The 15,392-nt window shown below is 57.2% G+C and carries 12 protein-coding genes and 1 pseudogene; 5 read left to right on the forward strand and 8 right to left on the reverse strand.

All coding sequences use genetic code 11. From position 1 onward, the window contains the following. The first annotated feature begins 88 nt into the window (after positions 1–88). On the forward strand, positions 89–1,216 hold the full coding sequence (locus JNM42_RS05615) for a cation:proton antiporter (protein ID WP_294267509.1): 1,128 nt from the start codon (positions 89–91) through the stop codon (positions 1,214–1,216). 50 nt (positions 1,217–1,266) lie between these two features. On the opposite strand, the gene JNM42_RS05620 is transcribed toward JNM42_RS05615, so the two are convergent. The 6 genes from JNM42_RS05620 to JNM42_RS05645 form a co-directional block, all read right to left on the reverse strand. Further along, positions 1,267–2,136, reverse strand: coding sequence for a YihY/virulence factor BrkB family protein (locus JNM42_RS05620; protein WP_294267475.1), 870 nt, complete (start codon positions 2,134–2,136; stop codon positions 1,267–1,269). A gap of 88 nt (positions 2,137–2,224) precedes the next feature. Beyond that, positions 2,225–4,534, reverse strand: coding sequence for a copper-translocating P-type ATPase (locus JNM42_RS05625; protein WP_294267480.1), 2,310 nt, complete (start codon positions 4,532–4,534; stop codon positions 2,225–2,227). Next, positions 4,531–4,992, reverse strand: coding sequence for a hypothetical protein (locus JNM42_RS05630; RefSeq protein WP_294267484.1), 462 nt, complete (start codon positions 4,990–4,992; stop codon positions 4,531–4,533). The genes JNM42_RS05625 and JNM42_RS05630 overlap by 4 nt, the downstream gene beginning before the upstream one ends. Before the next feature lie 173 nt (positions 4,993–5,165). After that, positions 5,166–6,539, reverse strand: coding sequence for a bifunctional DedA family/phosphatase PAP2 family protein (locus tag JNM42_RS05635; protein ID WP_294267487.1), 1,374 nt, complete (start codon positions 6,537–6,539; stop codon positions 5,166–5,168). Between the two features lie 55 nt (positions 6,540–6,594). Next, positions 6,595–6,984 (reverse strand): DUF302 domain-containing protein, encoded by a 390-nt coding sequence (locus tag JNM42_RS05640; RefSeq protein WP_294267490.1) that lies wholly within the window; start codon positions 6,982–6,984, stop codon positions 6,595–6,597. Between the two features lie 280 nt (positions 6,985–7,264). Then, positions 7,265–7,666 carry a hypothetical protein gene (locus JNM42_RS05645; RefSeq protein WP_294267493.1) on the reverse strand — a complete coding sequence of 134 codons (402 nt, stop codon included), beginning with the start codon at positions 7,664–7,666 and terminating at the stop codon, positions 7,265–7,267. 1,203 nt (positions 7,667–8,869) lie between these two features. Between JNM42_RS05645 and JNM42_RS05650 the strand changes: the two genes are divergently transcribed. After that, the gene (locus tag JNM42_RS05650) at positions 8,870–9,757 is read left to right on the forward strand and encodes a transglutaminase family protein (RefSeq protein WP_294267496.1); all 888 of its coding nucleotides are present in this window, start codon (positions 8,870–8,872) and stop codon (positions 9,755–9,757) included. A 126-nt stretch (positions 9,758–9,883) separates the two neighbouring features. On the opposite strand, the gene mgtA is transcribed toward JNM42_RS05650, so the two are convergent. Continuing rightward, on the reverse strand, positions 9,884–12,463 hold the full coding sequence (gene mgtA, locus JNM42_RS05655) for a magnesium-translocating P-type ATPase (protein WP_294267499.1): 2,580 nt from the start codon (positions 12,461–12,463) through the stop codon (positions 9,884–9,886). A 406-nt stretch (positions 12,464–12,869) separates the two neighbouring features. Between mgtA and JNM42_RS05660 the strand changes: the two genes are divergently transcribed. From JNM42_RS05660 to JNM42_RS05665, 3 genes are all read left to right on the forward strand, one after another. Further along, positions 12,870–13,577 carry a Crp/Fnr family transcriptional regulator gene (locus JNM42_RS05660; protein ID WP_294267502.1) on the forward strand — a complete coding sequence of 236 codons (708 nt, stop codon included), beginning with the start codon at positions 12,870–12,872 and terminating at the stop codon, positions 13,575–13,577. Between the two features lie 570 nt (positions 13,578–14,147). Beyond that, complete coding sequence (locus JNM42_RS19420) at positions 14,148–14,543, forward strand: BON domain-containing protein (protein ID WP_366504409.1); 396 nt, start codon at positions 14,148–14,150, stop codon at positions 14,541–14,543. A gap of 267 nt (positions 14,544–14,810) precedes the next feature. Further along, the gene (locus tag JNM42_RS05665; protein ID WP_294267505.1) at positions 14,811–15,182 is read left to right on the forward strand and encodes an antibiotic biosynthesis monooxygenase family protein; all 372 of its coding nucleotides are present in this window, start codon (positions 14,811–14,813) and stop codon (positions 15,180–15,182) included. A 91-nt stretch (positions 15,183–15,273) separates the two neighbouring features. Here the strand turns inward: JNM42_RS05665 and JNM42_RS05670 are convergent. Further along, a pseudogene (locus JNM42_RS05670) lies at positions 15,274–15,392 on the reverse strand (IS110 family transposase); the annotation flags it as partial.

Here is a 15,392-nt window from a genome sequence, read left to right on the forward strand (position 1 = left end):
CTATCTGGCCGCAGGATATGGGCTCAGCCCCGCCGGTTTGAATCTGATGGCCCCCGATCCGTTGAACTAATCGGCGATCCTGGAAAGACTGGCCGAAGTGGCGGTGCTCATCTCCCTGTTCGCTGTCGGTCTCAAACTCGGTCTTCCCTTGTCCGACAAGGGCTGGCGTTTGCCGGCGCGACTGGCCATCGTTTCGATGACGATGACGGTGGCGTTGATCACCCTGATCGGCACACTGAGTCTCGGCCTATCGCTGGGCGCCGCCGTCCTGCTCGGAGCCATCATCGCACCTACCGACCCGGTTCTCGCTTCCGATGTCCAGGTACTCGAGGCAGACGATCGCGACCGCTTGCGCTTCAGCCTCACGGGTGAAGGCGGCTTGAATGACGGTGCGGCATTTCCCTTCGTGATGCTGGGCCTTGGTCTGCTCGGTCTGCACGATCTGGGCAGCGGCGGCTGGCGCTGGCTCGTCGTTGACGTGCTCTGGGCGATCAGCGGCGGCCTGCTGATTGGCGGCGTGCTGGGCACCTTGATCGGAAAACTGGTGGTTTATCTGCGCAGCCGGCACAAGGAGTCGGTCGGACTCGACGAATTCCTCGCGCTGGGACTCATCGCCCTGGTCTTCGGACTGGCCGTGCTCAGCCGGAGCAATGGCTTTCTGGCCGTTTTCGCTGCCGGCCTGGCCTTGCAGCGGGTCAAGGAACGACCAGGCAACGATGTCGGTTCGGCGGCTCGGGAAAGGGGTCTGCAAAGCAAACAGGCCAAAGAGGCGCTCGCCACCCATTCAGGCTATGCCAGCGCCTTCATGATGCAGGAGGTTCGGGGTTTCAACGAACAACTGGAGCGTATCGCCGAGGTAGCGATCGTGCTGGTGGTTGGCGGGATGCTGTCCTACAGCTACCTCCCAGCAAACGCAGGCTGGTTGATCCTGCTCCTGTTCCTGGTGATCCGACCCGTTTCGGTATGGCTTGGATTGCTTGGTGCGCCGGTTTCAAGCGATCAGCGCCTGCTGATTTCCTGGTTCGGCATCCGCGGTATCGGCTCGATCTACTATTTGATGTACGCCATCAACCATGGCCTGCCGCGTGCATTGGCGGGAGAGATAACCGCTCTCACACTGAGTGTTGTGGCTGTATCCATCGTAGTGCACGGGATTTCCGTGACGCCGTTGATGAATCTTTACGCGCGCAGAAAGGCCCGGCGGCACAAACGCTGAGTTTATTCAATCTGGATTCCAGCAGATAACGAGCTTACCCTCGCACCAGGCTATTTACCGCTTTGGTCAAGTCGCTCGTACTCGGAAATGACCTGGGCGCCAAGCAACAGCAGGGTCGCGATGATCTCCATGCTGAACAGGGCCACCACGGCCGTCGTTAACGATCCGTAAACGATACTCGCCCTGGAAAATGTGGCGAAATACCAGACCAGCAGGTGGCGGATGACTTCCCATAGCGAAGCCGTAAAAAATCCGCCGATTACGGCATGATGCCATGCCGTACGCCCAACGGGAACAACGTAATAGATTGCGGAGAGAATAATGGTCTCTGCGCTCAGACCAAGAAGATAGAGAAGTACCGTGGAAAGACCGCCCAGGGACCAATGCCACTTCATGAATACAATACTGGTCACGGCCATCGCTTCAAGGCTTATTGAAACCAGTGTCAGTACCAGCAAACCGGCACCCAGGAAAAAGACGACGCAATAGGGGAGCAATGCTGAAATCAGGGCATGGCGTTTCTTGACAACCCTGCGGTGAGCAAAAATCACCGCCATCGATTTTTCAAGCACCGAGAAGGCGAGTGAACTGAAGAACACCATCGTCACCAGCAAAACCACGCCGATGGCGACCCGGTTTTCCAGAAAATGGCTAAGGTCGATCAGCAATGCGGCGGACTGACTCGGAACCAGCCATTCCAGATAGCGCCCGAGGGTGTCGAGCAACTCAGCCTGATCGACCAGATGCGACAGTGCAATAACCGTCAGGATAAGAAAGGGCACGATCGACAGCAAGGCGTAGTACGCAATGGCGCCGGCCAGCAGAAGCCCCTGATTGTTCTTGAACCCCCGCAAGGTCAGAAACAGGAAGTCGAATGGATGATTTAAAACTTGAAGGGCGTTATTGCCAAGAGGTTTCATCCAGTACGCTCGCCATAGCCGAGAGGTAAGTAATGCTGCGAACCACGAGGAATATCATGGATTGACGGAAGCCATTTTCGCACCGCGTTCAAAGTTTGACCCGATTGAGTCGTAAGGCGTTGGTGACCACCGACACTGAACTCAACGCCATTGCCGCTCCGGCAAACATCGGCGATAGCAGCAAGCCGAAAGCCGGGTACAGAACGCCAGCGGCCACGGGGATACCGAGCGCGTTGTAGCCGAATGCAAAAGTGAGGTTCTGGCGAATATTACGCATTGTGGCACGCGACAAAATGACCGCGCGCGCAATGCCGCGCAGATCGCCTTTCACCAGCGTCACGCCAGCGCTTTCCATGGCTACATCGGTACCGGTGCCCATGGCGATCCCGACGTCGGCCTGCGCCAGTGCCGGGGCATCGTTGATGCCGTCACCTGCCATGGCAACCTTGCGGCCTTCGGCCTGCAAACGCTTCACATGCCCCGCCTTGTCTTCAGGCAGCACTTCGGCAAGCGTTTCATCGATCTTGAGTTGCCGGGCCACAGCATCCGCCGTGCTGCGAGAATCGCCAGTGAGCATCACGACGCGAATTCCCGAATTCTTGAGCGCGGTAATTGCTTCCGCCGTACTGTCCTTGATTGGATCGGCCACGCCGGCGATGCCTGCCGCTACTCCGTCAATGGCGAAAAACACCACCGTCTTGGCATCCGCACGCCAGGCTTCCGCGCGTTCTTCCCAGTGAGCAGGATCAACCTTGTTCTGCTCAAGAAAGCCACGGCTCCCGACCAGTACACGCTTACCATCGACGTTGGCGAGCGCACCAAGCCCGTTGATCGCTTCGAATGCTGTGGCCGTAGCGGGTGTCAGGCTACGTGCCTTGGCCCCCTCGACGATCGCCAAACCAATCGGGTGCTCGGAAAGCTGCTCCACTCCAGCCACCAAGGCGAGTGCGTCATTTTCAGGAATGCCCTCGGAAGCAAAATCGGTGAGCGCAGGATGGCCGAGGGTGAGTGTTCCGGTCTTGTCCACCACCAGCGTGTCAATGTCGCGCATGCGTTCGATGGCTTCGGCATTGCGGAAGAGGATGCCGGCGCTGGCCCCTTGCCCCATGGCCACCGTCATTGATATCGGCGTCGCGAGTCCGACCGCACAGGGACAGGCGATGATCAGCACGGCAATAGCGTTCGCAAACGCATAAGCAAATTTTGGCTCCGGACCGAAAAACCACCATACGCCCGCCGTCACGATGGCAATGGTTACGACAGTCTGAACGAAGTAGGCGGCAATGGTATCCGCCAGTCGCTGGATCGGCGCCCGCGTGCGTTGTGCTTCGCCCACCATATGAACGATGCGTGCCAGCAGTGTGTCGGCCCCAACGCGTTGGGCGCGGATGAGCAATGACCCATTGCCGTTTACGGTGGCACCGGTCACCTTGTCGTTGGCCGCCTTGGCCACCGGCACCGGTTCGCCAGTGATCATGGATTCGTCGATACGACTGGTGCCTTCAATGACTGTTCCGTCTACCGGCACCTTCTCTCCCGGTTTCACCCGCAATCGATTGCCGACCATGACTGTCTCCAATGCGACCTGTTCCTCGGTACCGTCGTCGCGCAAACGCCAGGCCAGATTGGGCGCGAGCGTCAGCAATTTCTGAATCGCCTGGCTGGTCTGCCCCATGGCCCGTAATTGCAAAAAGTCACCGAGGATCACCAGCGTCACGATTACGGCTGCAGCCTCGAAATAGGTGCCTACCGCACCGTCGTGCACGCGGAATTCTGGCGGAAACAGACTTGGGAAAAACACGGCGGCGAGGCTGAACACATAGGCCAGTCCGACTCCGATCCCGATCAGCGAGTACATGTTAAGCGAGCGGTGGAGAAGCGAAAGCCAGAATTTTCTCAGAATCGGCCAGCCGACCCAAAGCACGACCGGGGTACCCAGCGCGAACTCGATCCAGCCGCGTGTCTGGGGCTTGAGACCGAACAGCTCGTGGATGCCAATCATCGGCGACATGGCGAGAACGACGAGCGGAACGGATAGCGCGACACCGATCCATAGTCGGCGTGTAAGTTCTTGCAATGCTGCGTTGTCTGCGTCTCCCATACCTGCGATCGGTACCAATGCCATCCCGCATTTGGGGCAACAGCCGGGCTGCGGGCTGCGAATCTCAGGATGCATGGGGCAGGTATATTCGGCGGCACGTGCTGCAAGCCCAGGCATCGAGATCAGCGCCATGCCGCACTTCGGACAACTGCCCGGCGAGTCAGTGACGACCTCCGGATGCATGGGGCAGGTGTAATGAGGGCTGTTCGCTCCCGGGGCGGTGGCTTGGGAGGTCAATTCCACAGGCTGATCAACGTGAACGTGCGCCTGGTGCGAATCACTTCCTTCTGTTGTCATGGCTGGTTCCTCGTAAAACCGTAGGTCGAGTTTGTACTTTGCACGTTGTGCCGACCGAACAGCATTGTCCCCAGTCTTCTGTGCATGGCCACAATCATCGGTGGCAGGATCAGCCACTGCATGAGCGGCGATAATCCAATCCCGAAAATCATCGGCATACTGGCCGTATAGGCCCAGTTGCCAGCGCGATAGACGTTGTACCATTCGCTCCAGGCGGTAAAAGCCATCGTACCGATCACGACGATGACGCCGCCTGGCCACGGATGTAGCTCCGGCCAGTCCACACACCAGAGCATGATGCCGGCCACCACAAACATGGCGAGCGCAATCACCACATCGCCCAAGGTGCAGTGGAGTAGCGACCAAGCGATGCGGATGCCATCTGCCGAGTACCAGAGGGTATAAAGCCTGAGCTGCGCGAATTCCCAGACCAGATTCAAAACAAAAGTGAGCCCCATCCACAGACCGGCTCGTGACATAACACCATACGTCGTCTTCGTGTGCGTAACTTTTAGGCTAACCCCGGTCTTCGTGGCCACTCGGGTTGTTCTCATTTGCGTAATCTCAGTCGAATGCCCTTGTATCTGCTTTACTCCCGTGAATTGACCACGGACCCATTGATTCGCGCCGGCTATCCTGGCTTAAGGTATTTCCTCTGCCAAAAAGTATGAATGCCCATCAGGCACAGCGACAACCAGGCGACCGCTTCAGCGAAAGCGGCCAACACGTCACTCAAATAGTGCACGCCAAGGTAAACGCGACTCAGTGCGACCATTGCAACAAGAGCAATTGCAGCAAAAGTGATGAATACGCGCCACCGCCACACGGTGATCTTTGACACCAACATCGCCCCCAGCACGCCATAAAACAAGGCCGAACCGGCGACATGTCCACTGGGAAAGCTATAGCTCGAGAGCGTCAGAAGCGGGTCGTCAAAGCGTGGACGGGGGCGCTGAAACGAGAGTTTCATCAAGACGTTCAATAGCATTCCGCCGGGAACGGTGGCCCCCAGGCATCCGAGCCAGTACCAGTCCCGCTTCCATATCAGGTACAGCGCCAACAGGGTTGCATAGCTGCTGATTGCAGTCACGCCGTGGAGATTGGTGAAGAGCTTCATGAACCGGGTTACGAGAGGTGTCGCATGCGCATGAAACCATTCGGCGACGTTCAAATCGACAATGGTCAGCGGATCACCCGTCAGTACATCTTCGGAAATCCCGCCGAAAAGCCAGCTGGCGCCAATCAACATGAGCGCGCCTAGCGTCATTTGTGCTCCAAAGTAACCTTGAGGTGACAACCGGTCCCGGATAAACATAATCTGTGGCGCGTAACGGCGTCGCAAGGCTTTGATCCGTGGCTGTTGAAGAATGCTTATCAACTTGCTTTTGATGGCGGCTTCATGACATACCGACCAACGCCACATCCAGAGCAGAATCAGGAGGAACAACACGATGCCGCCGACGATGGCGCTCGCGCGCCCAATCCAGTGCTCGACTCTCTGCCAGCTCGCGCCCAGGAAGTACCCAAGCAAGACTATCGCAGAAGCCCACAGTGCGGCACCCAATACGTTATAGGGAATGAACTGGCGATACGGCATCTTTGATGAACCCGCGAGAAACGGCACGAGCACTCGGGCAAATCCCACGAACCGGCCCAGAAAGACCGCCTTTCCACCGTGTCGCTTGAAGAAAGTTTCTGCCTTCTCGATGCGAACGCTGTTCAGACCCAACCGGTTACCGTAGCGTACCAACGCCGGACGCCCCAATCGACGTCCCAATTCATAGCCCAGGCTATCTCCAAGTGCCGCGCCGATTCCAACAATCGCGATTAGCACGTCAAGATCGAGAAGCCCTTGTGCGGCGAGAAAGCCAGCGACAAGAACCAGGCTCTCACCGGGGATAAGCAAACCGAGGAAAGCTGCTGATTCCAGCGTTGCACCAAGGAAAATAAGCAAGTAACCCCAATGCCCCAATCGCTCAACAAAATGAATCAAGTGGTCAACCATGCTGGAGCTTCACAGGTCTCTTCAGGCTTTCCGGATCATTTGTATTGCACCGGTCTCAAGCCTTCAGGCTCGTACAGACCCGTTGTAGAAGTGCTCGAACTTCCTTGCCCAATGCATGCACTTCCGGGTTGTCGACCAGCTGCAATACGATTTCGGTATCCATGAACGCAACAGTTATGGATCCGTTGGCTTCTTCGCGAACGACCACGTTGCAAGGCAGTAACAACCCGATGTCTGGATCAGCTTCGATCGCGCGGTGCGCGAGCGGCGGGTTGCATGCGCCGAAAATTCGATACGGCCGACGGTCGATATTGAGCTTGGCCTTAAGTGTCGCCTGGACATCGATATCGGTGAGCACACCAAAACCTTCCTTCTTCAGAGCCTCGGTCACATTCGTAACGGCGGTATCGAACGGTACTTTTAGTTGGGTGCTGAATCCGTACATGAGCCGACTCCTTTCATGGGGCGAAACAATTGGTGAGGCGCTACGTTTAATTTAAATTGCCGACCGTAATGAATCTGACGCGCCTTTTCCGGAACGCTCAAGTTATAGTTCAGTCGCTTGCGTTTGCTTCAAGATGGGTTTCGCTCTTTGGCAAGACGCAGAATTAAGGTTTGCGGTTATTTTGCGGTCATCAATTCCATTGCATGATCATGCTGGATCATTTGCTCCATCATCATCTGCATCATGTCCATACGTTATTCCATCATTTCGTTTCGTTTCATCATTTCGGATGAGGCCATTCCGGCTTATTTCCACCCAAGATCATGGCGCCGTGCTGACCGCCGCTCTTCATCATCGTTCCACCCATGCCATGCATCGCCTTCATGTTTTCCTGCATGGCCTGCATGTGCTCCTGCATCAGTTTCTGACGTTTCGCCGGGTCGCTTGTCGCCTGAATCTTTTCCATTTGCTGCTGCATTTTTTTCATGTTCTCCTGCATCTGAGCCATTTGCTTGTCCATATCCATGCTCATCGCCGGTTCGGCAGGCGCTGTTTTTTCTAGTGCCGATACGATAGGTGCCATCAGGGCGCAGGCAATGAATGCGGTAATCAGGATAGAGGATTTCATTTTGATATTTTCTTTAACGTTGAATATATTCAGGTTGCCGTTACTGGTCCCCACGGGTTAGCGCAAGCACAAGGCAATTCGTCAACGATGATCGGCTTTGTCAAGGTTCAGGCGGCAGTCCTGCCGATTGCCTTACTTCGTTCCGAAGGTGAATAAGAAGCACTACGACTGGTATCGCAGAAATAAAGCAGCAAGGCACATCCAGCGGATTTCACCCATGTTTCATCTTCCCATCATTCCTCCAGTCATTACCCCGGTCGTCATTCCCCCACCGAAGAGCAGCAAGAGCACTACTGCGGCGATTAACGCGAAGGCAAGAACTGTCTTGGTTGTAGCATCCATGATTCGAGATCCTTTCAGAGCGAAGATTCGAAATTCCATACCTTTGTTGACCAGTCAGCACGGCAGCTATATTTTCGATGCCGTTCCACTAGTGCCGATCACCACGTGTTTACTGAAGGGGTGCCACGAGCAATCGCGAGAATCTCTTTGTATAGGGAAGCTTTTTTGCTGTCTGTACGCTGTCGCACAGTTCGGATTGCTAATCCGCCATGTTTTCAAACCAGCCCCGACCGCAGACCTGTATATACGGGAACGGGGGCGCCAAATCGGGCATGATGCTTCACACCAAATGTGGGAAAGAGAGGGAGTTTATTGGCTTCATACCGAGTGCTTTACAGGGCGGACCGAAAGACCGGAACTGGCCCATTGTGCCTTGCTATAAACAAATGACGGCTGATTCAGCAACGGAACACTGATTTCCGGTAACTCAATTTCCCAGCCGCCCGGGCTGCGCAGCCTCACAACGCTGGGCCGTATCAGGCTGGCACACACTGACCGGAGCGTCAGTGTTGCCTTGGGCGCCGTTATGGATTCCTTCTCCCTGCCGCGCCAACCATGGAACGCTCGCTCGCCCGATCCATGGGCTGCGCAATAGTCCCTCTGCGTCAGATCACTTCGACACCAGTTGCCGCCCCTTCAAAAGGCGACAACACCGCACGGCGTTACCCACTGAGTACAGATGGTGGGGTTTGGCGCTTACCATCGAGCTGACGCTTATGTTCGATAGCAGACAGATGTGCTGCACTGACTTGTGCGACAGTCTCGTTACAAAATTCTCTGGAGACTTATCATGGCATTTCCCTTTCTGGAACCCACAGACGAACCTCAGGCTGTGCTCCTGCTTTTACCTGAGCACTCCGAATGCATACAAATGTTTGCAAATTCTGCGTCGCGGCGTGTTGCGGAGTCCGCATCATGATCCGCATCGAGTTGCAGGTTGATTTGAACTATGAGATCGACGCCGGCGGTGCCGACTTCGTATTCAACGTCCACGCTGCGCGCACACCAAGCCAGACCATCGTGGCCGAAAGCTTCCTGCTCAGCCAGTCCGTCGCTCAGCAGATGCATACGGACCCGGTTACCGGCAATCGTTACATGCGCGTACGCGCCATGCACGGCGACCTGAGGCTGACTTATACCGCTACTGTCGACCTTGCCCACCACTTCGACGAACCTACGCAGATCGCCGAGGTACCTGTGCGCTACCTTCCGCCCGAGGTGATTGGCTACATTTACCCGAGCCGCTACTGCCAATCGGACCGGCTGATCAAAATGGCGACCAGCGAGTTCGGGGGGATCTGTCAGGGGTATAAGCGGGTTCTGGCAATCCAGGACTGGGTCAGACGGCGCGTCACTTTTACGTCAAACAGTTCGAATTCAAATACCTCCGCCGTCGACACGCTGATCGAGCAGGTCGGTGTTTGTCGCGACTTCGCCCACCTTATGATCGCGCTGTGCCGCGCCGTCAGTATTCCTGCGCGCTTCGCGACCGGTACCGACTACGGCGCCGACCCGGCACTCGGCCCGCCCGACTTCCAGGCTTACGTCGAGGTTTATCTCGGAGACCGCTGGTATATCTTCGATCCGTCAGGCACGGCCATCCCGATGGGATTTGTGCGCTTCGGCACCGGACGCGACGCCGCCGACGTGGCGTTTGCCACCATTTTTGGCGGAGTCAGGTCGCATGCGCCAATGATCCGCACGACAGCCATCGAGGATCCGGCACGCGCCATGGTGCTTCCGCATTACTGCCATGAGGCATTGTCGACTGACAGCGGAACGGCGCTTGAATCGTGCACCTGACTCATCGCCGATCAGGCGCAATGGGTGTGCTGGTCAGTGTCAGGTAATGATTGCAAGGTCCTTGATTTCTGCCCACCCCGACTGAAGCCGATTAAGGCCAATCCGACTGCTGCGGCCAGGTTAAAGTCATCCACCGGTTAGCCGTTTCAACCGGGAACTTGGTGGCCGTCTGGCGGCCACCACCCAACGGTAGAAGCCCTGCTTGGCCAACTCGACAACGAATAGATAGACAAGCACCATGCCACCAAGGATGTAAAAGAATCGGGCAGGTGGCGGCACAAAGCCAAAATAGTGACCTATTGGCGTGAACGGCAATATCACGGCACTGGCGACAACAGCCAGCGAGGTTGCCGTCAGCAGAGGATTGGCTCGGCTTTTCAGGGGATTTCCCCGGGTGCGGATGATGAAGATCACCAACACCTGTGTACACAGCGATTCGACGAACCATCCGGTCTGGAACAGCTTCTCGTCAGCCTGCAGGACGACCAGCATGACGTAGAAAGTCAGGAAGTCGAACGCGGAACTGATCGGTCCGATCACCAGCATGAAGTTGCGTATGAAAGTCATGTCGAGCACGCGCGGGGTATGAACATCCACCGCATCCACCTTGTCCAGCGGGATCGGAATTTCCGAGATGTCGTAGAGAATGTTGTTGAGCAGGATCTGCGTCGGCAACATCGGCAGGAAGGGCAGAAACAACGCCGCTCCGGCCATGCTGAACATGTTGCCGAAGTTGGAACTGGTGCCCATCATGATGTACTTCATGATGTTGCCGAATGTGCGTCGCCCTTCCAGAACGCCGGCGTGCAGGACGTGCAGGTCGTGTTTCAGGAGAATCATGTCTGCCGCCTCCTTGGCCACGTCCACGGCCGAATCGACCGATAACCCGACATCCGCCGAATGCAGCGATGGCGCGTCGTTGATGCCGTCGCCCAGATAGCCGACGACGTGGCCGCGCGCCCTGAGCGCCAGGATCACCCGGTCCTTCTGCGCCGGATTGACACGGCAGAAGAGGTTCGTCGTTTCGACCCGGGCTTGCAGCGCGTAATCGTCCATCTGCGCGATTTCCTTCCCGGTCAGCATTCCGCTGACCGGGATCTTGAGCTCGGCGCACACATGCCGGGTGACCAGATCGCTGTCGCCGGTGACGATCTTGATCGCCACGCCGACGCGGGCCAGCGCGGCCAGTGCGGCGGCGGCGCTGGCCTTGGGCGGATCGAGAAAGGCGGCGAAACCGGCGAGCACCAGCTCGCTTTCGTCGCTCACCACGGCATGCGGATGGTCCATCGGCACCTCACGCCAGGCGATGCCCAAGGCACGGAAGCCTTCTTCCTCGAGCGCCTGATACTGGCTGCGAATCTTCGCCAGCGACGTCTCGTCCACTGGGCGCTGCGCTGCGGCGCCATCCGCTTCATAGTGCGTGCATAGCCCGACGATCTCGTCGGGTGCGCCCTTTACCACCAGCCAGCGTGTTTTGCCGTTATCGATCAATACCGAAACGCGACGGCGCTCGAAGTCGAAGGGAACCTCGTCGATTTTTTTCCAGGCACCGGTTTCGATGTGCTGGTGTTCGAGAATGGCTTCGTCAAGCGGGCTTTTCAGGCCGGTCTCGAAAAAGCTGTTGAAATAGGCCAGTTCAAGAACCCGCTCGCTGGGTTGGCCTTGCGCATCGACATGTTTTTCCAGGCGGATTTTAGCCTCGGTCAGGGTACCGGTCTTGTCGGTGCACAACACATCCATTGAGCCCAGATCCTGAATGGCCGTCAGTCGCTTGACGATCATGTGCAATTTCGCCATGCGCATGGCCCCCCGCGACAGCGTAACCGAGATCACCATCGGCAACAGTTCCGGTGTCAGCCCGACAGCGAGCGCTACGGCAAACAGGAAGGATTCAAGCCACGGCTTGTGGAAAAATGCATTGGCCAGCAGCACGAACATCACCATCAGGATGGTCAGCCGCATGATCAGCACGCCGAAGCGACGGGTGCCGATTTCGAACGAGGTCGGTTCCGACGGCCGCGAGACGCTGTCGGCAATTTCGCCGATCGCCGTCTCCGCTCCCGTCTTTACGACCCGCATCCGGGCGCTGCCGCTGACCACCGAGGTTGCCATGAATACCGCGTTGCTCGCTTCCTGGAGTTCGGTCGCCGTAGCCGCCAGAACCCCCGGCCGCTTTTCCACCGGGTAGGTCTCGCCGGTCAGGGCGGACTGTTTGACAAAGAAATCGTGCGCTTCCAGCACCCTCCCGTCGGCCGGAATCATGTCGCCCGCCGAGAGTACGACGAGATCGCCCTGAACCACCTCGGTCACCGGTATCTCGATTTGCCGGCCATCGCGCAGCACGTTGGTGCGCACCGAAACCGACTGGCGCAATTTGTCCGCCGCCGTGTTGGCGCGGTACTCCTGGACAAAATCAAGCGTAACGCTGAGCAGAACGATGCAGGTGATGATGACGAAGTTGGTCACTTCCCCGGTGAACGCCGAAACCGCGCTGGCAACGAGCAGGATAATGACGAGTGGATTCCTGAAACGGGCCAGATACTGGAGCAGCAGCGATTTTTCCTGCCGCCCAAGGAAGGAGTTGGGGCCAAATCTGGCCAACCGGGCTTTGGCCTCGACGCTCGACAGTCCTCCGGCGTCGGTCGCCAGTTCGGCCTGGGGTTCCGTGAGCGGTGAGAGCCACCAGCTCGGGTTATCATCGGGCATAACTCTTACCTGAACCTTTCCTCGGGTAGTGCGCTGGCCGCATCCATGGCCTGTCTGTGACAGCTTGCGAGAATGTCCATTGTCATTACTCTCCGGAAGGCCGTCTGTTCGCTAACGAACACAAGTTGATCGCGTGGTCCATACCGGTTGATGAAACGTTCCATTAAGGCGAATGGAATGGCGTGTTTGATCGCCGCCGTGATGGGGGAAAAACACCCATGCTTTCTCACCGTAGCGTAGACGTGTTGTGTGCGCTAGCGCCCAGACCAGCAACTGATTTTACTCCACCATGCGGATAGCACATCCTGGCAAAGTTGCACACACGGGATGGCAATCGACACCGGCAGTCCATCATTCGCGGTGCGCGTGCCGAGTAAATGGTTTCAGTATCACCAGGAGGATTCCCATGCCGGATACCCACTCAGCCCCTGCAGCCAATCGCCTGCTGGCGGCCCTGCCGCGCAAAGACCGTGAGCGTTTGATGGCAGGCTGCGAGCCGGTCGAGCTTGTCTTTGCCGAGGTTCTGGCCGAACAGGGCGGGCGCATGCGCCACGTATATTTCCCGACAGAAAGCTTTATTTCCCTGGTCGCGCCCATCGATGGCCGAGCCAGCCTTGAGGTGGGGTTGATCGGCAACGAAGGCATGCTCGGGATCTCGCTGATTCTCGGTGTCGAGGTTTCGCCGCTGCTCGCCGTCGTGCAAGGTGGAGGGCCGGCCTGGCGAATGGATACTGAAACATTTTGCCATGAACTTGCACGGAGCAGCGAGCTGCAACGATTGCTGCAGCGCTACCTTTATGTGGAGATAGGGCAACTTGCTCAGACAGCGGCATGCACCCGCTTCCACCTGCTCGAGGCACGACTCGCCCGCTGGCTCCTGATGACTCAGGATCGGGCGCACTCGGACGAGTTTCATGTTACACAGGAATTCCTCGCCTACATGCTGGGCGTACGTCGCGTCGGTGTGACCAAGGCCGCCAGCTCGCTGCAAAATAACAAACTGATCAGCTATTGCCGCGGGAATATCAGGATTGTCGACCGCCACGGCCTGGAAGCCGCCTCCTGCGGATGTTACAAGGCCAACAAGGCGAGCTACGCCGAAATGATGGGCTAGGGGGTGTTGACACTCATTTCGTGGGACGCGTTGCCACGAGGAGGCGGTGGATGCTAGGCGCGCGCCACCGCCCGCACCGGGGTGCGGGCACGGCGAGCAACAACGCAGACGCCGCCCCCTCGCGGCAACCCTTCGGGACGGCCTCTGTGCGGGCGCATCGCTGCGTTGCGGCGGCTAGCCTGGGACCAGCCAGGCGGCGCCGCCGCGCCTTGCGCGACCTCCCGCACAGCGACCGTCGCGCCCATGAAATGAATGTCAACACCCCCTATGAAGCTTGCTATTTTTGCCCCACGAAATCCCTGATCACCACAAAGCTGATATGTGGCTCGTTCATGTGGCATGCCTCTGAGAACTGTTTGTTCGCCACCGCACAGACGGACGCCCTACAAATAGCTATATGTGAGTTGCCCCTGATGATTCGTCGCTTTATACGAAGCAACAGGGGCAGTGATTCATCGAAAGCTGTTCAAATCTGGGGATTGCTCACAATGACGTAAGCAGTTCTCACTTCTCACAAGTCTAACAGGAGGAATTGCCATGAAATTTTCAAATCTATGCGTCACTTCGGTGATGCTGCTCGCAATCAGTGCTTGCGTTGGTCCCGCCGGTCCGCAAGGCGAAACGGGTAGCCCTGGATACACTGGAGCTACTGGGGCATCGGGAGCTACGGGAGCGACTGGAGCAACGGGAGCTACAGGAGCATCGGGGGCCAGGGGATACACAGGGAACACTAGCGGCACCCCGGTACCCAGCGATTACGACGACCGTGGCATCACCGCCAGAGTGGTCGCAGCCCTACGCGAGCAGCCTGCTCTAAACTCAAGCGGAATCACCGTCGAGACCATGAACGGTACGGTTCGACTGAGCGGCATTGTGAATTCTCAGGATGACGCAACCAAGGCAATTGAGGTAGCGCGCCGCGTCGGCGGTGTGAGATCCGTCGAGAACAACATCAGGATCAGGTGAGAGATGTTGGGTATGGATGGCTGATCAACCAAAGTGATCAACCATAGGGGGTCGTAGTCATTTAAAAACCAGGGCACCAATTATCAAATCACTTCGACCCCTTTAATACACACGAAATACCTGACATTGTGCTGAACATCACTCTCTGTGCTTGCAAGAAATTGCGCGATAATGCTGCTCAACGCCGGTGGACAATACGTTAGGCCGTGCGTCGGCAGCCACGCTTTTTCTGCCCTGACCCGGGGCACATTGCAAAGGAGATTGCACATGCTTCAGCTCACACCGCTTGATTCAAGCGTTCCGATCTTCCAGCAACTCGGTGTTGAGGTCTCACCCGTTATCCTGGTCAATATCTTCCAGGTCGCCGAGGGAGATATTCCTGCCCTCCTCAAGGCCTGGGAAGATGACGCCAACTGGATGAAACAGCAACCCGGCTATATCTCGACGCAGTTGCATCAAGGCATAGGAGGCAGCACGGTGTTCATGAACTATGCCGTGTGGGAGTCAACGGCCCATTTCCGCGCCGCTTTCAGCAATCCCGAGTTCAAGAAGGCACTGGAGCACTACCCGTCTTCAGCCGTGGCCTCGCCGCACCTGTTCACGCGCCTTACGGTGCCCAATCTGTGTGTTGGACCCTAGCCCGGCGGCATTCGGTCAGGCGGACGTGAATCAATGGATAAACACCTCCCAAGCCGTCATTCCGTCGCACCCCAAGCAACTGTGTTCCAAGTCAAGCATTTTGGGGACTCCACGGCGTATTATTTTTGAGTATCGTGTTCATGATTGTGAGCAGCTTTCGCATACAGGCGACGATAATGACCTTGCCGGGTTTGCCGGCCTGTTTGAGTC

Source organism: Propionivibrio sp., from assembly GCF_016790145.1.
In the GTDB taxonomy this organism is placed as follows: domain Bacteria; phylum Pseudomonadota; class Gammaproteobacteria; order Burkholderiales; family Rhodocyclaceae; genus Propionivibrio.